Here is a 21,917-nt window from a genome sequence, read left to right on the forward strand (position 1 = left end):
CATGGAAGCAAAAACCATTGAAGAAGTTATCGTGCTGTTGGAAGACATCATTCAAACCTCAAAAAAAGAGGAAAGTCCGTTGGGGTATTTTGCAGCGCTTTATCAAAAAGTAACCATCTGTGTAAAGGAAAAATTGGGCACAGGTTATTTTGATGATGATGCACGTATGGAGTTGTTGGATGTGGTTTTTGCCAATCGGTATCTGTTGGCTTATGCCAATTACAGAACAAATAAAAGCAATACCCAATCTTGGGAAGTCGCTTTCAACCTATCGAAAAACAACAACTTAATAGTGCTTCAGCATTTAATACTTGGGATGAATGCCCACATTAATCTCGATTTGGGAATTGCTGCGGCTCAAATATCAACCCCATCAAATATTCATTTGTTGGAATCCGATTTTAATAAAATCAACGATATATTGGGCGAATTGGTGGACGATGTGAAAAGTAATTTAAGCTTAATTTGGCGCCCCTTGGTTTGGATTTTAAAAAAACTAAAAAACGTCGACAACTTTCTTGTAAATTTCAGCATGGGCATAGCACGTGACGGGGCTTGGAAATTCGCCAACGAACTGATTTTGGAAATAGAACAGCTGAATGACGAAAATTGCATTAAGTTAAGGGACGAGAAAATTAAAGCGTTGTCCGATCGGGTGGTTTCAAAAGGAACACTGGAACGTATCGTATTTAAAATCATTCGTTTTACCGAGTGGGGCTCCGTGGCGAACAAAATTGAGGTGTTGAAGAAAAAAGCAAGTTGAACCAAAACTTTAATTTAGAACCTATTCCGCTAGCTAAATTTTTAAACTCACCGAAGTCAATACAAACAAATAATGTTTTGCTTTCAGGTTAAACGCTTCCATGCGGTGCTCTAAACCAGCTTTTAAGCCCAGTTTGTTTAAAATTGGCCAAACCATTTGGGCCGTAACTCTAATGTCGGTTTCGCCCCTTATTTGTTTGCTTAAGCTCCACAGGACTTCAAGTGCGGTGCTTAAATAGGTTTTTCTCGATTTGCTTTTAACGGGTTTTAAAGGGAAATCCATACCAAATTTATAGCGTTGCCTGTAAATGGTTGAAGCTTCGAACAGGCGTTGTTCTGCCCTAAAACGGTGACTTACCTTAGCGGTCACCAATTGTTTTTTTCGAACAAACTGCTGCATAAACCGTAATTCGTCACTTCCAGAATCAAACCAATCCCTATTGCGGTAATAAATCCCTAAACCAAAAGTTTTATTTTGTTTCCATTTAAAAGACGATAAATGGTAGATGTCAAATTGTTGCTGTTCATAACCAAAATGGTCGTTATTGTAAAGAAAATATCTGCTACGAAGGGTGATATTTAAATTGTAGTTTTTAGAAATACGGTGATTAATGCCAATGGCCGATTCGCCTAAACTACTAAAGCTCTTTTGGGCATTGGCAGAATTACAGCCCCAAAGCATGGCCAATAAAAATAAGCTAAAACGGAAGTGTTGTATATTCACAGGAGAAATGGTTTAAACTTGATTATACCTAAAACAACTTGTCTCATGGTCGTTAACCATACCCGTAGCTTGCATGTGTGCGTAAACTACTGTGGTGCCCACAAACTTGAATCCGCGTTTTTTTAAATCTTTGCTTATGGCATCACTTAACGGCGTATTTGCTGGGGCTTCTTTGTAGTTTTTTATCGAATTTTTTATGGGCTGGCCATCCACAAAACCCCAAATGTATTTGCTGAAACTGCCAAATTCGTCCTGTATTTTCATAAAAGATTGGGCATTGGTAACAGTAGCTTTTATTTTTAATCGATTTCTTATTATTCCTTTATTTTGAATAAGCTCGTCAATTTTATCCTGATTGTAACGGGCAATCTTTACATAATTAAAATCATCGAATGCTTTTCTAAAATTTTCACGCTTTCGTAGTACGGTTATCCAACTTAACCCGGCCTGGAAGGTTTCCAAGGTTAAAAATTCAAAAAGTGTATCGTCGTCATACACCGGAACACCCCATTCTTCGTCGTGGTAGGCTTCATAAAGTGCATCGCCTTCGCACCAGCCGCATCGTTGTTTTTTGCTCATGATTCTGCAAAAGTAAGGTTTAAAGTAAAAGTATGACAAATATCATCTTAATTGAAATGGGAAGCCTTTAATTTTGAAGGCGTCATTGTACCTGTTTAAAATCTTATTTATGGAATCAATAATAAAATCGAGTTTAGAGCGTGGTATGTCTTACCCGTCCTATCGGGAATTAGTGAAGCAATTAGCAGAGAATAGCGATACCACAGGCTTGGAAAAAACAGAAGCTTTGGTTAATTACACAAAGTTGAACGACCGCCGAATGAAGCGATGGGATAAAACCATTAAAGTATCGGATGATTTAAAGAAAAAGATTGCCGAATTCAACCACCCAGTTACTTGGTTGGTTATCACCGAAAGTTGGTGCGGCGATGCTGCCCATGTTTTGCCGGCGCTCCATAAAATTGTTGAATTGAATGGAAATCTCAATATGAAAATTGTGCTTCGCGACGAACACCCAAAACTAATGGACGCTTTCTTAACCGAAGGTTCGCGGTCTATCCCGAAGGTAATCATGATTGAGGACAAAACAGGTGATGTTTTGACTACTTATGGGCCACGACCTAGCGAAGCCACGGTTTATGTGAATAGGTACAAAGCAAAATACGGCAAATTAACTCCTGAATTTAAAGAAGATTTACAGCATTGGTACAATAAAAATAAAGGACAAAACGTGTTAAAAGATGTTACCGAAATGCTCTGTAAATTGGAACCTAGCGTTTGCCTATAAAATTGAAAGTAATGGATCCTATTTGACTGCTTTTAGACGGGTCGGCATTGAATTTCGATTTTTTCGCGTACTCCAAAGCGTGTTCAATCAAACATTCGTTTGAGGAATTTGATGAGGTGTTTAAGTAGGCGTCGGTTACTTCGCCGCTGGCGTTTACGGTAATATTTACCACTATCTTGCCATCTACTTCGCAAAGGTAAACGGGAATGGGAATGTACACTTTTTTCCGATTTGAGAGTGAATAGCTAATGGTACTTTTGTGGTTGTTGTTTTCGGCCAATTGTTTTTTTAGTACTTCGTTCGCCTTGTTGAACTTGGATAGCTCTTCTGCGTTCAGTTTCGAATCATCGGGTAGTTTATAATCTCTTTTTGCTGAATGGCTGTTTTTTGAAATGTCACTGTTTTTAGGGATATAATCTTCTGGTGGAGCAATACGTTTAAAGGCTTGGGCAAAATGCTTTTCCTTTTGCGACTCATTAAAGGCATTATTGGTTTCGGCCTTGGTTTTGTTGGCTTCCGTTTCGGTTTCCTGTTTTTCGGCAGCTTCTTCGGGGTCTTTTTCTGGCTCTAATTCATAATAACTTTCAGATATAAATTCACTGTGTTTTTTAAGTCCGATATTAAAAACAGAAAGGATTACGGTTCCAGCAATGAGAAACGTAATCAATAAGGCTCTATGTTGATTTGTTAGGTGCAAATCTTGTAAATTACAATTGGGGTACAGTAAATATACGTAAAAATAAGCGGTTTAGTTCTTTAGCTTGGCTATAAACCCTTCAATGGTAACGGCATCATCAACCTTAAAGTCTCCAATTTTGGTTCTTCTGAGTGCCGACAGGTGCGCGCCCGAATTTAGGGATTTTCCAAAATCGTGAGCCAAAGAACGGATGTAAGTGCCTTTGCTGCATACCACTCTAAAATCGATATTCAATCCAGAAATATTAGTGATTTCAAATTCTGAAATGCTTACCGTTCGGGATTTTACTTCAACACTTTCACCGGCTCGGGCAAATTCGTAAAGGCGTTTGCCATCTTTTTTTATGGCTGAAAATACAGGTGGGAACTGCTCAATATCGCCCAAAAACTGTTTGGCGGTGTTGTGTATTAGCGTTTCAGAAATGTGTTCCGTAGGGAAAGTTTCGTTTATTTCGGTTTCCAGATCGTAGGACGGTGTGGTGCTTCCTAAAACAAAGGTGCCTGTGTATTCCTTTATTTGTGCCTGAAAGCTGTCGATTTGTTTGGTCATTTTTCCGGTGCAAATCACCAAAAGCCCAGTGGCCAAGGGGTCTAAAGTGCCGGCATGCCCAACTTTTATTTTTTTTATGTTGAAGGCTTGCCTAATTTCCCACCGTAGTTTGTTAACCACTTGGAACGAGGTCCAATGCAAGGGTTTGTCTATCAACAAAACCTGTCCAGAAAGATAATCTTCAGCAGTCAACATATTAATTGAAAAAAGTGAAAGTTATAGCAATCAGTCCAACAATGGCGCAATAAACGGCAAAATAGGTAAGTTTACTTTTCTTTACCAAAGCAATCATCCAAGTGCAGGCAAACAACCCTGCTACAAATGCCGCAATAAAGCCTATGGACAATGCCGTGAAATTTCCGCTGTCATAACTCAAATCGCCACTTAAAATATCTTTTGCAATTTTTCCGAAAATAAGAGGAACCACCATTAAAAACGAAAAACGAGCAGCCTTGGTTTTGTCGTTACCCAATAAAACCGAAGTAGAAATAGTTGCCCCTGAACGCGAAATGCCGGGCAACATGGCAATTGCCTGCGAAATACCGATAACAAAAGCATTGGAAAACGATACTTTTTTATTGGTGTCCTTGGCTTTGTCGGCCAAAAAAAGAAGCACTGCGGTAACCAAAAGCATGCAGCCCACTAAAAAAATGTTTCCGCCAAAAAGAGCTTCCAATTGTTCCTCAAAAAATAGGCCGACAACCACAGCAGGAATCATAGATACGGCTATTTTTGCAATAAATTGTAAATCTTCGTTCCATTGAAATTTCAATGCGCCTTTTACTAAATTGAAAATGTCTTTTCTGAAAACTACCATGGTACTCAATGCCGTGGCGAAGTGGAGCACCACGGTAAACAACAGGCTTTCTTCGGGAACAGAGTTGTCACCCAAAATAGCTTTGCCCAACTCTAAATGTCCGCTGGACGATACGGGTAAAAACTCGGTTAACCCTTGAATAATGCCAAGAATAATTGCGTCTATAATTTCCATGGGGCAAAAATATTAAAATACCAATACAAAAGCTTTGTTCTCAGTTAAATTATAAGTGTTATTTTAAGTGCTTTAATAGAAACATATGAAAATAGTTGTAGCACCCGATAAATTTAAAAATTCACTAACAGGAATGGAATTTTGTAATGCCGTTGAAGAAGGTGTGAAATCGGTTATCCCGGAATTTGAATTTTTAAAATTACCATTGGCCGATGGGGGCGATGGTACTATTGATGTGGTGAACTACTACCTTAAAGGCACAATGGTAAAATTAGTGGTCAATAATCCATTTTTTGAAGCTGTTGAAGCCTCTTATTTATATGCTGAAGGCACGCAAACCGCATTCATTGAAATGGCCGAAGCTTCAGGGGCAAAATTGCTAAAACCAGAACAGTTTGATTGTACAAATGCGACGACTTTCGGTACGGGCGAATTAATTAAAGATGCCTTAATCAAAGGCGCAAAACATATTATTTTGGGCATAGGCGGAAGCGCTACCAACGACTGTGGTATCGGGATGGCAACCGCGTTGGGCTATCGTTTTTTGGATGAAAATAATAAGGCGTTAAAACCCATTGGGGCTAATTTATCGAAAATTGCTTCTATTGATATAACTGCTGTTCATCCAAAATTACGCGATGTGCATTTTAAAGTGGCCTGCGATGTTTCCAATCCTTTGTACGGAAAAAACGGAGCAGCTTATGTTTATGCGCCGCAAAAGGGAGCTACCAAAGAGGATGTTGAATTATTGGATAAAGGATTGGCATCTTTTGCAAAAATAGTTAATGGTGTTTTTCAAGTAGAAGCGCAACACATAAAAGGTGCAGGCGCAGCAGGAGGTATGGGCTTGGCCGCTAAAGTGTTTTTAAAGGCCGATTTAAAACCGGGGATAAACTTAATTAAAGGTTTGGCAAATTTTGACGACAACATTGAAGAGGCAGATTGGGTCATTACCGGAGAAGGAAAATTAGATCATCAAACCCTTTCGGGGAAAACCATTCAAGGCGTGTTAACTTCCGCGAAAGCGCAAAACAAAAAAGTGGCTGCCTTTTGCGGGGCGATTGATTTAAGTGAAAAGGAAATTGAAAATTTGGGAATCGACTATGCCGATGCGGTTTTAGGTTATTCTGAAAACCTGCAAGATGCGATGGAAAATAGTTTTACCTATGTTAAAAAAATGGCAAAAGCATTTGCTGAAAAACTGTTGTCATTCTGAGGAGTGACGAAAGGAACGACGTGAGAATCTGTTGTTTTAAAGCTATAATTGTAAGATGGCGATGTGGATTCCTGCCTCCGCAGGAGTGACATAAACTACTTGTCCGGATTTAAAAGAATGGCATACATCTCGATGCCAAACCCTAAAATAACAAGCGTAGGAGCCAAACGAATGCGGCGCCAGCTAAAAATTTCGGGATTGAATACGTTGGGGTCGTCGCTGCCACCACCGGCCATCAAAATAAAACCAAGAGCAATAACGGCCAAACCAATAAACATAAATTTATAGTTTTTCTTCCCAAAAACAAATGTGGGTTTTGCGTCTTCTTTTCGTTTTTTTTCTCCCATGGTTTTAATGCTAGTGCTGCAAATTAACGGAAATATTTAAAAAGCAATGTTAATAGGATTGTAAATTATACTTTTCAACAGACAACAGGTTAGTAGTAAAGCTCATCGGTACGTAAATTCAAAAAGCGTTGTGTGGCAAAATGGGTGCTGATCCAGGTAATGACAATACCCAAAGCAAAAACAAAAACAAATAGACCAACCACTAAAATAGGTGTGTTGAGCAACCCGAGTTCGGGGAAGGTTTTGTTGACGTAATATAATACCACGGCCATGCCAATTAAAGCTAGAATAGCGCCGATAATGCCCAAGCGCACGCTTTTCCAAACGAATGGGCGGCGAATGAATTGTTTGGTAGCACCAACCATTTGCATGGTTTTTATGGTAAATCGTTTCGAGTAAACCGACAGCCTAATGGAGCTGTTGATTAAAAGTACGGCGATAAGGGTAAAAATACCACTGATAACCAATATCCAAAAACTGATTTTCCGAACGTTGTCGTTCATCAAATTCACCAAATCGTTATCGTAGGTGACCTCGTCTACAAAGTTTTTTGATGTGGCTTCCGCCGAAATTTTTTCCAAATGTTCCGAGGTTACAAAATCGGCTTTCAAATGTACATCGATGGAATTTTGCAACGGATTGTAGCCCACAAAATCCATGAAATCCTCACCAGTTTCAACTTTCATAAATTCGGCCGCCTTTTCTTTTGAAACGTATTCGGTCGATTTTACATATTCGGCCATCGCCAAACTTTTTTCAAGTTGGTTGATTTCCACTTCTTTGGCGGCATCTTTCAAATAAATGGTCAAAACCACTTGTTCCTTAAAATGGTCCGATACTTTTTTGGCGTTCAATACCAACATGCCCAAAAGCCCCAATAAAAATAGCACCAAGGCAATACTGAGCACTACCGAAAAATAGGAAGAAATTAGTCTGCGTTTTTGGTGTTTTTCAAAAGATGAACTCATAAGGGCGGTTTGAATTGTGGTTGTAAAAATAATAAAAAGATGTACGATACCATGAATAAAACAAGTAATTACATGCTATAACTTTTGTTATTTGAAATTGTTGTTTGGAGTTCAGTTTTTTTGAACTTGGCATAGTTGTTGAAACTGCAGAACCAATAATTTTTAAAATAACTTAACTATGAAAAAAACGCTACTTGTGGCCTTGTTAATGGCCTTAGGATTTTTTGAAACGATGCACGCCCAAACGGTTAACTTAGGAGCTAAGGCAGGAATGAATGTTTCGAGTTTTTATGGCAACCGTTCAGATAACCAAATAGAACGAAATAGTTTAATTGGTTTTCATGCGGGTTTTATAGCTGAAGTAAAGTTTAGCGATGCTTTTGCGTTGCAGCCCGAACTGTTGTACTCCAGAGCAGGTGCCGAAGAAGAAAATGTAGTGGCGTTTCAGTTAGATTATATTTCGGTGCCCGTAATGGCCAAGTTTTACATTGCCGATAGGTTTAGTTTAGATGTTGGTCCGCAATTTAGTTTTTTGGTTAACGATACGGCCAAGTTTCGGTTTGAAGAGATTCCCGATTACGATACCGATGCCAATACCTTCGATTTAGCCCTTAACGCAGGTTTAGGCATTGATTTTGCCCAACACTGGTTTTCGCAGCTGCGATATAGCTATGGAATTACCAAGGTTGGAGAAAACCCCGATATTAACAATGGTATATTCCAATTGTCCGTTGGCTATCGATTTTAAACTATTTAGCGGTTTTGACTTTTGAAGGCTTGCTAATAATATAAACCCCAGCAGCTACCACTACACAGCTTGATATTTTAATAAGGTTAATGTCTTTGGCGTAAACATCGTTCATAAAGGTGTGCGCCATTAAGGTTACTATAAGAAAGCTCACCACCGGTTGAAGGTAAGTGTAACTGCTGGTAATAGATGGTGGTAAATGTTTTAGTGCAAAAATATTAAACAGGTAGGCGAAAAAGGTGGTAAACAATACCACATAGCCTATGGTTAAATAGGTGTTTATGGTAAACGCTTCGAAGTTGGTGTTTAAAAAATCGTTTAAACCAAAGGGGAGCACGTACATAAACCCGAATAAAAATATCCAGCTCACTACGGTTATAGCATGGTATTTTTTCATTAGCGTTCTGGCCAAAACAAGGTACAATCCGTAGCTGCTCGCATTAAGCAGTACAAAAAAGTTCCCCAATAGCGAACTGGTGCCATCGGTTTTGTTGCCGTACAAAATTAAAAATATGGCGCCGGCACCTGCCATGGAAATACCTATTACCTTGTTTTTTGTAATGCGCTCCTTCAAAATGAAATAACTAAAAATAAGTACAATTACCGGTGTGGCTGTGGTGATGATGGAGGCATCAATGGGTGAGGTTAAATTAATACCATGGAAGAACAGCATTTGGTTGGCCGCACCGCCAAATAACCCGCAAAGGGCGAGCATTAAAAAATCTTTCTTTTCTACCTTTTCCTTAATGAAAAGCAATTTCAGCGTCCAAAACAGCAGAACGCAGCCCGCTAAACGGATAAATACAAAGGCGGTCGGACCAATTTTATTGGGCATTACGCCTTTGGCAATAATATAATTAGCACCATAAATAATGTTGGCGCCCAAAAGGGCAAGGTGAGCTTTTGTAGTGTTTTTTATCAAAGCAGGGATTTTTATGCTGCGAAATTACAAATTGCCGCTCAAATAGAACTTTAAATAAAAGCTAAACTATTGTGTTTTGAAGGTAGAGTAATAGTTTGGTCGTCAGTTCGAGTGATTTTGAGGAACGAAAAATCGTATCGAGAACTTTTGTGTGACTAAAATTTTAATTCTCGATAGCTCTGCTGAGCGCAGCCGAAGTGCAAATTCTCTTTTCAGTCGAAAAATTCACTCGAATTAACGAGTTTGATTCGAATACATTAAGTTTTAGCGTCATTATTCGGAGTCTTTTAAAAATGAAGGCATAAACCTATCCCGTTTTTCGGTAGAAACCTTAAATTTGCAGCTTAAAATTCGTCATTCCGAGCGTGTCACACTGAGCGCAGTCGAAGTGAAGCGTGGGAATCTTAATGAATGGAACTGTTTATCCAAAAGATTGCCGCAGTAGTACCTGCTTCGCAATGACGTCATTATTTTTAAAAAAATACGATGAATTACAATTTCAACGAGATAGAGGCCAAATGGCAAAAGTATTGGGCAGAAAACCAAACCTTTAAAGCAGAAAACCAGAGCGAAAAGCCGAAATATTACGTGTTGGATATGTTTCCGTACCCCAGTGGTGCCGGGCTGCACGTGGGGCATCCATTAGGGTACATCGCTTCCGATATTTACGCGCGCTACAAACGCCACCAAGGGTTTAATGTGTTGCATCCGCAGGGTTACGATAGTTTTGGTTTGCCGGCCGAACAATACGCTATCCAAACGGGGCAGCATCCGGCCATTACCACGGCTGAAAACATAAAAACCTACCGCCGCCAGTTAGACCAAATTGGCTTTTCTTTTGATTGGAGCCGTGAGGTGCGTACTTCAGACCCGAGTTATTACAAATGGACACAGTGGATTTTCATTCAGCTGTTCAATTCGTGGTACAACAAAAACAGCGATAAAGCCGAAGATATTTCCGAACTCATCAAAATTTTTGAATCAGAAGGTAATGCCAATGTTAATGCCGCTTGCGATGACGATGTGGAAGCGTTTACAGCATCTGCTTGGAATGGTTTTGACGATGTAAAAAAGCAGGAAATATTACTGCAATATCGATTGACTTATTTGGCGGAAACCGAAGTAAACTGGTGTCCGGCTTTGGGAACGGTTTTGGCAAACGATGAAATTGTAAACGGCGTGTCTGAACGCGGCGGGCACCCCGTAGTCAGAAAAAAAATGACCCAATGGAGTATGCGTATTTCGGCGTATGCCGAGCGTTTGCTGCAAGGTTTGGAAAAGATAGATTGGACCGATTCGCTAAAAGAGAGTCAGCGTAACTGGATTGGAAAATCGGTAGGGGCATCTGTAAAATTCAACGTCATTGCGAACGAAGCGAAGCCATCTGTTGAATCAGAAAACGGAGATGTCACCCTGAGCGGAGTCGAAGGGGCTCATCAAATTGAAGTTTTTACAACACGGCCCGATACCATTTTCGGTGTATCGTTCATGACCTTGGCACCCGAGCACGAATTGGTTTCAAAAATAACCACGCCCGAGCAAAAAGTTGAGGTTGAGGCTTACATCGAAGCCACTGCAAAACGGAGTGAGCGCGACCGTATGGCCGATGTAAAAACCATTACAGGCGCTTTTACTGGCGCTTACGCAGAGCATCCGTTTACCAAAGAACCCATCCCAATCTGGATTGGTGATTACGTGTTGGCGGGCTACGGAACGGGGGCAGTAATGAGTGTGCCCTGCGGAGACCAGCGCGATTACGATTTTGCAAAACATTTTAATATCCTGATTCCGAATATATTTAGCCCCCTAGCCCCCGAAGGGGGAGCAGAAAACCCCGAAAGCCTAATTGAAAACGGTGCTTTTGCAGAAAAATCCGGCTTCGTTTTGAAAAATTCAGGGTTTTTGAACGGCTTAGGGTTTAAAGAGGCTACAAAAAAGGTGATTGCTGAATTGGAAAAACTGGGTCAGGGCGAAGGAAAAACCAATTACCGTTTGCGCGATGCCGTGTTTAGTCGCCAGCGTTATTGGGGCGAGCCATTCCCGGTGTATTACGATGAAACGGGAATGCCGCAAATGATAGACAAAAAGTTTTTGCCTATCGAGTTGCCCGAAGTAGAGAAGTATTTACCAACAGAAACAGGCGAACCGCCATTGGGGAATGCCAAAAAATGGCACTGGTTGCAATATGGTGATAAAGCAGAAATCGTTTCAAAAGAAGAGTTTGAGAATTCCTCCCCTTTGGGGAGGCTAGGAGGGGCTTTAGAACTGAACACCATGCCAGGTTGGGCGGGCAGTTCGTGGTATTTTAATCGCTATATGGATGCCAATAACACCGATGCTTTTGCCAGCCAAGAGGCGCTAAACTATTGGAAGGATGTCGATTTGTACATCGGCGGAAGCGAGCACGCAACAGGGCATTTGCTCTACTCACGTTTTTGGCAGAAATTCTTGTTCGATAAAGGTCAAGTGCCCGTTGATGAGTTTGCAAAAAAACTGATTAACCAAGGGATGATTTTGGGAGAGTCATTATTCTTAACGAAGTATGATATATGTGAAGATATTATGCCTCCTTATAATGTTACTGGAAAGAAAATTTTAGCGAATTCAAAATATAATGTTGCTGATTTAGCTCTGAAGAGTGTGAAAATTAACAACAAACTTTGTGGGTTGTTGTGTGAATATGTATACCATGTGCCTGTGAATCTGGCAATTGGCAGGAGGATTTATGAAAAAAATCTTAAATTATTAATAGAAACAGATAAACGTTTTGAGGGGCTGACCATCCAAGATGTATTATGGGATGGTAGTGATAAAAATGGAAAATATATCGATTTAAAGAGCGAAGTCGAAAAAATGTCCAAATCCAAGTACAACGTCGTCAATCCAGACAACATTTGTGCAGAATACGGAGCCGACAGTTTACGCCTTTACGAAATGTTCCTTGGGCCGTTAGAGCAGTACAAACCTTGGAATACCGCTGGAATAACCGGAGTACATTCCTTCCTTAAAAAATTATGGAAATTGTATGTAGGCGACAACGGATTAAAAGTTACTGATGCCGAGGCAACAAAAGACAGCTTAAAAACACTGCATAAAACTATTAAAAAGGTTCAGGAGGACATCGAGAATTTTTCATTCAACACGTCGGTATCTACTTTTATGATTGCCGTAAATGAATTAACGGCTCAAAAATGTACATCAAAAGCCATTTTAGAACCTTTGTTGGTTTTGATTTCGCCGTATGCGCCGCATATCGCTGAACAACTTTATGTATGTGTCCAATTTGGAAAGTATATTGAAATTGAAGATTTGCCAAAAGGGTATGAGGGTATTTCAACCGCACCATTCCCAAAATTTGATGAAAGCCATTTGGTAGAAAGCAGTAAAAACTACCCGATTTCCTTCAACGGAAAAATGCGTTTTACCCTAGAATTACCCTTGGATATGCCAAAAGACGAAATTGAAAAAACCGTTTTGGCACACGAAAAAACCCAAGACCAATTACAGGGCCGCACGCCTAAAAAAGTGATTGTGGTGCCGGGTAAAATCGTCAATATTGTAGGATAATGTCATTGCGAGAAGTCCCAATAGGAATTGGGACGACGCGGCAATCTCATCTTAAAAACCCTGTTTTTTTATTTTAAACAGTTTTAATATCAAAAAGCATCCAAAACGGATGCTTTTTTTGTTTTCCTCAAATTGTAGTTACAAAAATTTGGGTTTCCGGAAAAACTAAAGTGCATAAATGCTAGTTTTCGAGGATTTGTTAAAACCCTACAAAATCGATGTGTTTTATATAATTGTTATAAAAAGGTTAAAATCGATATTGATTTTTTAATAAAGTCTGTGTTTTTGTGTTTTTTTTAAATGGAGTATTGTAATATTGCATTGTATTTTAACTAACTTTAATAATTGTGCCGATGAAAATTGGAGTTCCTATTGAATTGAAAAACAACGAAAACCGAGTAGGTATGACGCCTTCTGGTGTATTCGAATTAACCAAAAGAAACCACGAGGTATTCGTGCAAAAAAACGCTGGTTTTAACAGTGGCTTTTTGGATGAAGATTATGTGGATGCAGGGGCAACCATTCTTGAAACTATCGAGGAGGTTTACCAAACTGCCGAAATGATTGTAAAAGTAAAGGAGCCCATTGAGCCCGAATATGGTTTAATTAAGCCCGATCAGGTAGTGTTTACTTATTTCCATTTTGCATCGAGCGAAGCGTTAACACATGCCATGATTGAAAGCAAATCGGTTTGTATTGCTTACGAAACGGTTGAGGATACCGATGGTACACTGCCCTTGTTAATTCCAATGTCTGAAGTGGCAGGAAGAATGTCTGTTCAGCAAGGTGCCAAATATTTGGAAAAACCCATTAAAGGTCGTGGTATTTTATTAGGCGGTGTTCCTGGGGTGCCACCAGCAAAAGTATTGATTTTAGGAGCCGGAGTGGTAGGTATTCAAGCCGCAAGAATGGCATCAGGTTTGGGTGCTAACGTGTTCATTTTAGATATTAATATGAAAGCCCTTCGGCATGTGAGTGAAACGATGCCGAATAACGTAATTAGTGAGTTTTCAAGTGAATATAACATCAGAAAACATATTAAGGATTCCGATTTAATCATCGGCGGGGTGTTGATTAAAGGAGCGAAGGCGCCAAAATTAATCACGAAAGATATGTTGAAGGACATGCGTCCCGGTACTGTTATGGTAGATGTGGCGGTAGATCAAGGCGGTTGTTTCGAAACTACAAAACCTACTACGCACCAGGATCCCACATATATTATTGATGAAGTGGTGCACTATAGTGTGGCCAATATGCCTGGCGCTGTGCCTTACACGTCGACCATGGCATTAACCAACGTAACCTTGCCATACGTGATTAAGTTGGCAAATTTAGGTTGGGAAAAAGCTTGTGAAGAAAATAAATCTTTAGCAAAAGGATTGAATATTGTTAAGGGCAATATTGTTTACAAGGAAATAGCAGAAGCATTCGATTTGGAGTACGCAGTATCATAAAAAATGATATTGATGTTTATACAGCCTTCTTACGAGGGCTTTTTTTATGCCCTATTTTTAACAGAATTTTAATGACTGACAGAATATCATATCCATAAAATTGGCGTTATTTTTGCTATCTTTATTTTGTTATAATCAATTTAAAATAGAACAATGATTGGATATTATATATTATTAGGAGGTATAGCATTAGTAAGCTGGTTGGTGAGCAGTACCTTAAAACGAAAGTTTGAAAAATACTCTAAGGTACAGCTTCGAAACGGTATGAGTGGTGCCGAAATTGCTGAGAAAATGTTGGCCGATAATGGCATTTACGATGTTGAGGTGATTTCTACTCCCGGCCGATTGACCGACCACTACAACCCAAAAAATAAAACCGTAAATTTAAGTGAAGCCGTTTATCATCAGCGTAACGCTGCCGCTGCTGCTGTAGCTGCCCACGAATGTGGTCATGCCGTACAGCACGCCCAAGCTTACGATTATTTAAAAATGCGTTCGGCATTGGTGCCTGTAGTTAGTGTGACTTCGGGTATGTCGCAATGGTTGGTGATTGGTGGTTTGGTATTGGGTGCCGCCGCTGGTGTGGGCATGGGCTATTGGGTAGCCGTTGCTGGATTGGTCATGATGGGCTTTGCTACGCTATTCAGTTTTATTACCCTTCCTGTGGAGTACGATGCCAGTAACCGCGCTTTGGCTTGGTTGAAAAATAAAAATATGGTAACGCCCGAAGAATACAAAGGTTCTGAAGATGCTTTGAAATGGGCTGCCCGAACCTATTTGGTAGCAGCCATTGGTGCCTTGGCTAACCTTGTGTATTGGGGTTTCCAAGTGTTTGGGGCTAGAGATTAAAGCATCCTTTTTTTTTTGAAAATATTTCAAGCCATAGAAATTCGTTTTCTGTGGCTTTTTTGTTTGAATTTTTGAAATATTTGAAAGAAAATATATAGATAGAAACATTGAATCTTCAAAGTTTTTAGTCCGATGGGTTCATTTGCAAAATTTCAAACCCCGATTATCGGGCAAAACCACGGCTGTTTTATCAAAATTCATTAAATTCGCGAACTTAACAGAATTACCAGTAAATGAGCGCTAAATTTCCTGAATATAAAGGACTTGACTTGCCAAAAGTAGCAGAAGAAATTCTGAGCTATTGGCAGGAAAACAACATATTTGAAAAAAGTATATCGACAAGAGAAGGCAACGAAACCTATGTGTTTTTTGAAGGGCCGCCTTCTGCAAACGGTTTGCCGGGCATTCACCACGTGATGGCCCGGGCCATAAAAGATATTTTTTGCCGATATAAAACCCAAAAAGGATACCAGGTTAAGCGTAAAGCCGGATGGGATACCCACGGATTACCGATTGAATTAGGTGTTGAAAAGGAATTGGGCATTACCAAAGAGGATATTGGCAAAACCATTTCGGTTGAAGATTACAACAAAGCCTGCCGCAAAGCGGTAATGCGCTATACCGATATTTGGAACGACCTTACTGAAAAAATGGGCTACTGGGTAGATATGGACGATCCGTACATTACCTACGAACCCAAATACATGGAAAGTGTTTGGTGGTTGCTCAAACAGATTTATAACAAAGACCTACTGTATAAAGGTTACACCATTCAGCCGTATTCGCCAAAAGCGGGAACGGGATTGAGTTCCCACGAATTGAACCAGCCAGGAACGTACCAAGATGTTACCGATACCACGATAGTAGCTCAGTTTAAAGCGGTTGAAGAAACCCTTCCAGAATTTTTGCAGAACGAAGGTGATATCCACTTTTTGGCTTGGACGACCACACCTTGGACGTTACCTAGTAACACGGCATTAACCGTTGGGGCAAAAATCGACTATGTGTTGGTGGAAACTTACAATCAATACACACACCAGCCTATCAATGTGGTTTTGGCTAAGAAGTTGGTAAACTATCAGTTCTCTGGTAAGTTTAAGCAAGTTGAAGATAAATCGGAATTATTAGCCTATAAATCGGGCGATAAAAAAATTCCGTTTTATGTTGTAAAAGAATTTGTTGGTAAGGATTTGGTGGGCATTAAGTACGAACAATTGTTGCCGTACGTACAGCCAAACGACAACCCTGAAAATGCCTTTAGAGTCATTTCCGGAGATTTTGTAACTACCGAAGACGGTACGGGAATTGTACATACTGCGCCTACTTTTGGTGCTGATGATGCCTTGGTGGCCAAACAAGCCACACCTGAGGTGCCACCTATGTTGGTGAAAGATGAAAACGGAAACTTGGTGCCTTTGGTAGACTTGCAAGGGAAGTTCAGACCAGAAATGGGCGAGCACGCTGGTAAGTACGTAAAAAATGAATATTACAATGATGGCGAAGCACCTGAGAAGTCTGTAGATGTTGAAATAGCTATCAAATTAAAAGAAGAAAACAAGGCCTTTAAGGTTGAAAAATATAAGCACAGCTACCCGAATTGCTGGAGAACCGATAAACCGATTCTTTACTATCCGTTAGATTCTTGGTTTATCAAAGTAACCGACATAAAAGACAAGATGGTGGCGCACAACGAAACCATCAATTGGAAGCCTAAAGCTACCGGAACCGGACGTTTTGGAAACTGGTTGGCCAATGCCAACGACTGGAACTTGTCGCGTTCACGCTACTGGGGTATTCCGTTGCCTATTTGGAGAACTGAAGATGGAAAAGAAGAAATCTGCATTGGTTCGGTGGAAGAATTGAAAAATGAGATGGTCAAAGCGGTTGAAGCTGGTGTGCTTTCAAAAGATATTTTTGAAGATTTTGAAGTCGGAAATAACTCCGAAGACAACTACGCTAAAATCGATTTGCATAAAAACATCGTTGACGATATCGTTTTGGTGTCGCCATCGGGGCAAAAAATGTTCCGCGAAAGCGATTTAATCGATGTATGGTTCGATTCGGGCTCCATGCCTTATGCGCAGTGGCACTATCCGTTCGAAAACAAAGATTTAATTGATAAAGGTACAACCTATCCGGCCGATTTTATCGCAGAAGGTGTGGACCAAACCCGTGGTTGGTTCTATACTTTGCACGCTATCGGAACCATGGTTTTCGATTCTGTGGCCTATAAAAATGTAGTGTCTAACGGATTGGTGTTGGATAAAAACGGACAAAAAATGTCGAAACGTTTGGGCAATGCCGTCGATCCGTTTGAAACCCTTGGGAATTACGGTGCCGATGCTACACGTTGGTACATGATTAGTAACGCCAACCCATGGGATAACTTAAAGTTTGATTTAGAAGGTGTTGAGGAAGTGAAGCGTAAATTCTTCGGCACGCTTTACAATACCTATTCGTTCTTCCAATTGTATGCCAATTTGGATAATTTCAATTATAGCGAATCCGATATTGCTATTGAAGACAGACCGGAAATAGACCGTTGGATCCTTTCAGAACTGCACACGCTCATTAAAAAAGTGGATGCCTTTTATGCCGATTACGAGCCAACAAGGGCAGCAAGAGCGATTTCAGACTTCACTCAAGATTATTTAAGTAATTGGTTTGTGCGTTTAAGCAGAAGACGTTACTGGAAAGGCGATTATGGGCAGGATAAAATTTCGGCCTACCAAACGCTTTACACTTGCATGGCGACTATTGCCATGTTGGGCGCGCCCATTGCACCGTTCTTTATGGATCGTCTGTATTTGGATTTGAACGCCGTAACCCAAAAGGAAACGTTTGATAGTGTGCATTTGGCCGATTTCCCCGTGTTCGATGAAAGTTTTGTAGATAAAGCTTTAGAGCGTAAAATGGAAGCGGCGCAAACAATATCTTCGTTGGTGTTGTCGTTAAGAGCAAAAGAGAAAATTAAAGTACGCCAACCGCTTCAAAAAATAATGATTCCTATTGATAGCGAGTGGCAAAAAGAGGAGATTTTGGCGGTTCAGAATTTGATAAAACACGAGGTTAACGTTAAGGAAATTGAGTTGCTGGATGATGCTTCGGGCGTTTTGGTAAAACAGATAAAACCGAATTTTAAAGCCTTGGGACCACGCTTTGGAAAGGATATGAAAGCCATTGCCAACGCAGTAATTAACTTTTCACCTGAAGATATTAACAAAATTGAGCAAAATGGCAGTGTAGAGGTTGATGTTAATGGAAAAAATATTACATTAGAACGCTCGGATGTAGAAATCACCTCTCAAGATATTGAAGGGTGGTTGGTAGCCAAAGAAGGTGCGTTTACCGTGGCTTTAGATGTTACCATTACAGATGATTTACGTAGAGAAGGCATTGCTCGCGAATTGGTTAACCGCATTCAGAATTTACGTAAGGATTCTGGTTTTGAAGTGACTGACAGGATAGATGTGAGGCTTCAAAAAGACGAGCAGGTGGTAAGTGCCGTTGATGCAAATATCACTTATATTAAGTCGGAAACCCTAACAAATGAATTGGAAATTATCGATAAATTAGACGATGGTATAGAAATTGCTTTTGATGATGTAAATACCAAGCTATTTATCCAAAAACATTAAATTATGGCAGATACAGTAAGATATTCAGACAAGGATTTAGCTGAATTTAAAGAAATAATACAGGACAAAATCCAAAAGGCGCAACACGATTTAGATCTTATTAAAAGTGCCTATATGAACGACCATAACAATGGTACTGACGATACGTCGCCTACATTCAAGGCTTTTGATGAAGGTAGTGAAGTGATGAGCAAAGAATCGAACTCGCAATTGGCTATACGTCAAGAAAAGTTTATCCGCGACCTTAAAAATGCCCTAATAAGGATTGAAAACAAAACCTATGGCATTTGTCGTGTTACCGGAAAATTGATTAACAAAGAGCGCTTAAAATTAGTGCCGCATGCTACCTTAAGTATAGAAGCCAAAAACATGCAGCAATAAGCGTTTAAAATAATAGGTTTAAAACGTCTCAAAAATAATATTTGGGACGTTTTTTGTTTGGAATAGCGCCAAATTCAACATCATTTTAAGAATTTTTAATGTCACTAAAAAAATCCATCATTCTTATAATTGCGGTTTTGCTGATTGATCAAATCAGTAAAATTTACATCAAAACCCATTTTGTGCTTCACGAAAGTGTAGATGTGTTCGGTTGGTTTAAAATCTATTTTATTGAAAACGACGGTATGGCTTGGGGGACAAAAATTAGTGATTTTGCTTCGTTTATTTCCGATAGGACAGCAAAAGTAGCTTTAACGCTTTTTAGGGTTGTAGCTATTTTTGGTATTGGTTATTGGCTCTATAGCGCCACAAAAAACAAGGGTTCGCGCGTGCTCATTTTAGCTATAGCTTTAATATTTGCAGGGGCTTTGGGTAATATTATCGATTCGGTGTTCTATGGTGTGTTGTTTGATGACAGCATGAGCCAAGTGGCCACCTTTTTGCCCGAAAATGGCGGTTACGATAATCTGCTTCACGGCCGTGTGGTCGATATGCTTTATTTCCCTTTGTTTGAAATCGACTTGCCACAGTGGGTGCCGTTTTACGGCGGTAAGCGCTTTAATTTCTTCGAACCGGTTTTTAATATTGCCGATGTAGCCATAAGCACGGGTTTTATTATGCTTATTGTGTTTAATAAAAAGGCGTTTTCGAAAGTTTGAAATTAAGAAACGTGAAAAGAATCTTCAATCTATGTCATTTAAAAAATTAAAATTTCTGTGTTATTTGTTGGCAGTGTTTGTTCTTTCCTGCTCAACCGACGATGATTCTGGTGAAAGTAGCAACATACAAACGGATGTCAAAAAAGAAGACTTATTAGGAGTATGGACAATATATTCTGTTGAGTCGGATGGTGTAAAAGCTGAGGTGCCTGTCAATTTTGAGACTTGCGGTAGAGATTTTTTTATTTATAACGAAGACTATTCGTATTCGGAATTCCAATTTCTAGAATCGTCAACCTGTCAGCCTTCAGAATTTCAATTGAAATGGAGCTTAAATAGGGGGGTAATTGAATTGTCAACAGTCAATGGAAGCGAATCCCAGTTAATAGAAATCAATAGTTTAAATACAACCACTTTTATTTTTACCACGCGTATGGATTTAAATGGAGATGGGAGTTTAGAGGTTTATAAGCTAACTGCATTAAAATACAACCCGCCGAATGAAATGGATATTTACACAGATTCCTTTTCGAGAAGAACAGAGCCCCCGTTTGAAGACCATATAACATTTCGTTGGGATATTTACACTGGGTATAACACGTTTTTACGGTACGAAATTTATAGAAGTACTGAGGAGTGCGATATCACCTCAGCCGAATTAGTTCAAACAATTGAAGATGTGAATGTGTCACGCTTCATTGACTATAATCCACCCACGACTGAAGGAATTTGTTATTTTTTGAAGATTTATACCGATAAAGGTTTGTTAGGCATTAGCAATCCCCGTTATGTAGCAACGGAATTTATTTTGCCAGAAAGTGTAAAGGTTATAAATGCTACAGATACTGAAAGCTCTGTTGCTCTTTCTTGGGAGAAATATAAAGGGTATTATTTTTCACATTATGAGGTTAGAGTACAAGATCAAAATCAAAATTCAATGCCGCATATCGAAACGGTAGCCATAATTGAAGATGTAAATACGACTTTATACACTGATGTAAACCCGCCCTATGTGAATAATCCAATCTATTCAATTTATGTGCACAATATTTTTGGAAACACAAGCCAATTAAATCAAGATGGGAACTTGATTACAACGAACTTTAGCAGGCCCGAGTTGTTGAGCTTTGATTATATAAGGTTTTTAAGTTTTGATCCCGATGAACAAGCTCTTTTCTTTTATGGAGTTAACCCCGACAACACTAGAAGACTCATTAAATATGATTATATAAATCACAATGTTCTAGCTGAAGGTTATAAGTTGCCGTCAGTTCAAACAGACGTGGAAATGAAACTGATCACATCAAATGAGGGGAAGGAACTTATTTTAGAGCAAGGCGGTGAGTATTGGGTGTATGACGCCTCCGACTTAACGTTTAAATACTCATTAAATCTTGATTTTATAGGGCCGCGAGATAGTTTCTCGTATTTGAAAAATGGTATTTGGGTGTTTTCAGATGACGACCATGTTTTTACGTATAAGCGTACCGGCTCTACTATGGAAAAGATTGATCAAAAACTTCATTTTACAAAGCATCAAGGGGGTGGGAACTACGAAATTACCAAATTAGATAATGCTAATGTACTTTTAAGTCATAATAACGAAGGGAGAGCAATACATTATAGTATTGATAAGGGTGGTTTTATTGCTAATAAAGGTATTATACAAATTCCGTTGTTGGCAACTTTGAATAGCGATTTGTCTGTGAATATGGAATCTCAACTGTTGCTTAATAAAAAAAGGAACTCAGTTTATTCCATCTCAGATTTTTCAAAAACAGATAGCTACACTAATCCCAGGGTTACGTTTAATTTCAATAGATTAGGAACAAAAATTTTCGGGGTAGATAAAAATGAGAAATATACTGGCTCTTATGAGGATTATTCAAAAGAAATTGTGGTTTACGATATAGAAAAAAAATATTCAGAAAAAATTACAACTAAAGGGTATCCGTTATATGTTGTTGAGGATGCGCAAGGAAATATTATAAGCTTGTCTTCTGGTTTCCCACGAGATGAGTACTATGACTTGTACAATAATAATGTGCCAGATATGTTTATTGAAATTGTAAAATAGAA

General features: G+C 39.4%; 19 protein-coding genes. 11 read left to right on the top strand and 8 right to left on the bottom strand.

Going from position 1 to position 21,917, the window contains the following annotated elements:
- The first annotated feature begins 1 nt into the window (after position 1).
- Complete coding sequence (locus tag HC176_RS07575) at positions 2-763, top strand: DUF5995 family protein (protein ID WP_167917590.1); 762 nt, start codon at positions 2-4, stop codon at positions 761-763.
- A gap of 33 nt (positions 764-796) precedes the next feature.
- Here the strand turns inward: HC176_RS07575 and HC176_RS07580 are convergent, their stop codons facing one another.
- Together HC176_RS07580 and HC176_RS07585 are read right to left on the bottom strand one after the other, a co-directional pair.
- Complete coding sequence (locus tag HC176_RS07580) at positions 797-1,486, bottom strand: DUF2490 domain-containing protein (RefSeq protein WP_167917591.1); 690 nt, start codon at positions 1,484-1,486, stop codon at positions 797-799.
- Between the two features lie 12 nt (positions 1,487-1,498).
- Positions 1,499-2,065 carry a DNA-3-methyladenine glycosylase I gene (locus tag HC176_RS07585; RefSeq protein WP_167917592.1) on the bottom strand — a complete coding sequence of 189 codons (567 nt, stop codon included), beginning with the start codon at positions 2,063-2,065 and terminating at the stop codon, positions 1,499-1,501.
- 109 nt (positions 2,066-2,174) lie between these two features.
- Between HC176_RS07585 and HC176_RS07590 the strand changes: the two genes are divergently transcribed.
- Positions 2,175-2,792 (top strand): thioredoxin family protein, encoded by a 618-nt coding sequence (locus tag HC176_RS07590; protein ID WP_167917593.1) that lies wholly within the window; start codon positions 2,175-2,177, stop codon positions 2,790-2,792.
- Here the strand turns inward: HC176_RS07590 and HC176_RS07595 are convergent.
- The 3 genes from HC176_RS07595 to HC176_RS07605 form a co-directional block, all read right to left on the bottom strand.
- The gene (locus tag HC176_RS07595; RefSeq protein ID WP_167917594.1) at positions 2,776-3,459 is read right to left on the bottom strand and encodes a hypothetical protein; all 684 of its coding nucleotides are present in this window, start codon (positions 3,457-3,459) and stop codon (positions 2,776-2,778) included. The genes HC176_RS07590 and HC176_RS07595 overlap by 17 nt on opposite strands.
- Before the next feature lie 81 nt (positions 3,460-3,540).
- Positions 3,541-4,233 (bottom strand): tRNA pseudouridine(55) synthase TruB, encoded by a 693-nt coding sequence (gene truB, locus HC176_RS07600; protein ID WP_209309683.1) that lies wholly within the window; start codon positions 4,231-4,233, stop codon positions 3,541-3,543.
- Between the two features lies 1 nt (position 4,234).
- On the bottom strand, positions 4,235-5,029 hold the full coding sequence (locus tag HC176_RS07605; protein WP_167917595.1) for an undecaprenyl-diphosphate phosphatase: 795 nt from the start codon (positions 5,027-5,029) through the stop codon (positions 4,235-4,237).
- An 85-nt stretch (positions 5,030-5,114) separates the two neighbouring features.
- On the opposite strand from HC176_RS07605, the gene HC176_RS07610 reads away from it, so the two are divergent.
- On the top strand, positions 5,115-6,245 hold the full coding sequence (locus HC176_RS07610) for a glycerate kinase (protein ID WP_167917596.1): 1,131 nt from the start codon (positions 5,115-5,117) through the stop codon (positions 6,243-6,245).
- Positions 6,246-6,340: 95 nt separating this feature from the next.
- On the opposite strand, the gene HC176_RS07615 is transcribed toward HC176_RS07610, so the two are convergent.
- Both HC176_RS07615 and HC176_RS07620 read right to left on the bottom strand, forming a co-directional pair.
- Positions 6,341-6,592, bottom strand: coding sequence for a DUF3098 domain-containing protein (locus HC176_RS07615; protein ID WP_167917597.1), 252 nt, complete (start codon positions 6,590-6,592; stop codon positions 6,341-6,343).
- An 89-nt stretch (positions 6,593-6,681) separates the two neighbouring features.
- Positions 6,682-7,560 carry a cell division protein FtsX gene (locus HC176_RS07620; protein ID WP_167917598.1) on the bottom strand — a complete coding sequence of 293 codons (879 nt, stop codon included), beginning with the start codon at positions 7,558-7,560 and terminating at the stop codon, positions 6,682-6,684.
- A 178-nt stretch (positions 7,561-7,738) separates the two neighbouring features.
- On the opposite strand from HC176_RS07620, the gene HC176_RS07625 reads away from it, so the two are divergent.
- On the top strand, positions 7,739-8,308 hold the full coding sequence (locus tag HC176_RS07625) for a porin family protein (protein WP_167917599.1): 570 nt from the start codon (positions 7,739-7,741) through the stop codon (positions 8,306-8,308).
- A 1-nt stretch (position 8,309) separates the two neighbouring features.
- On the opposite strand, the gene HC176_RS07630 is transcribed toward HC176_RS07625, so the two are convergent.
- Entirely contained in the window at positions 8,310-9,230 is a 921-nt protein-coding gene (locus HC176_RS07630; RefSeq protein WP_167917600.1) for a DMT family transporter, read from the bottom strand.
- Between the two features lie 486 nt (positions 9,231-9,716).
- On the opposite strand from HC176_RS07630, the gene HC176_RS07635 reads away from it, so the two are divergent.
- From HC176_RS07635 to HC176_RS07665, 7 genes are all read left to right on the top strand, one after another.
- A complete protein-coding gene (locus HC176_RS07635) occupies positions 9,717-12,797 on the top strand; it encodes a leucine--tRNA ligase (RefSeq protein ID WP_167917601.1) in 3,081 nt (1,026 codons plus the stop codon).
- 353 nt (positions 12,798-13,150) lie between these two features.
- Positions 13,151-14,251 (top strand): alanine dehydrogenase, encoded by a 1,101-nt coding sequence (ald, locus tag HC176_RS07640; protein ID WP_167917602.1) that lies wholly within the window; start codon positions 13,151-13,153, stop codon positions 14,249-14,251.
- Positions 14,252-14,404: 153 nt separating this feature from the next.
- Complete coding sequence (locus tag HC176_RS07645) at positions 14,405-15,100, top strand: zinc metallopeptidase (protein ID WP_167917603.1); 696 nt, start codon at positions 14,405-14,407, stop codon at positions 15,098-15,100.
- A 233-nt stretch (positions 15,101-15,333) separates the two neighbouring features.
- Positions 15,334-18,738 (top strand): isoleucine--tRNA ligase, encoded by a 3,405-nt coding sequence (ileS, locus tag HC176_RS07650; RefSeq protein ID WP_167917604.1) that lies wholly within the window; start codon positions 15,334-15,336, stop codon positions 18,736-18,738.
- Between the two features lie 3 nt (positions 18,739-18,741).
- A complete protein-coding gene (locus tag HC176_RS07655) occupies positions 18,742-19,119 on the top strand; it encodes a TraR/DksA family transcriptional regulator (protein ID WP_167917605.1) in 378 nt (125 codons plus the stop codon).
- A 98-nt stretch (positions 19,120-19,217) separates the two neighbouring features.
- Positions 19,218-19,838 carry a lipoprotein signal peptidase gene (locus HC176_RS07660; RefSeq protein WP_167917606.1) on the top strand — a complete coding sequence of 207 codons (621 nt, stop codon included), beginning with the start codon at positions 19,218-19,220 and terminating at the stop codon, positions 19,836-19,838.
- A 31-nt stretch (positions 19,839-19,869) separates the two neighbouring features.
- Positions 19,870-21,915: a hypothetical protein gene (locus HC176_RS07665; protein WP_209309684.1), complete on the top strand. Its 2,046-nt coding sequence runs from the start codon at positions 19,870-19,872 to the stop codon at positions 21,913-21,915.
- Positions 21,916-21,917: the final 2 nt, after the last annotated feature.

The organism is Tamlana crocina, from assembly GCF_012037625.1.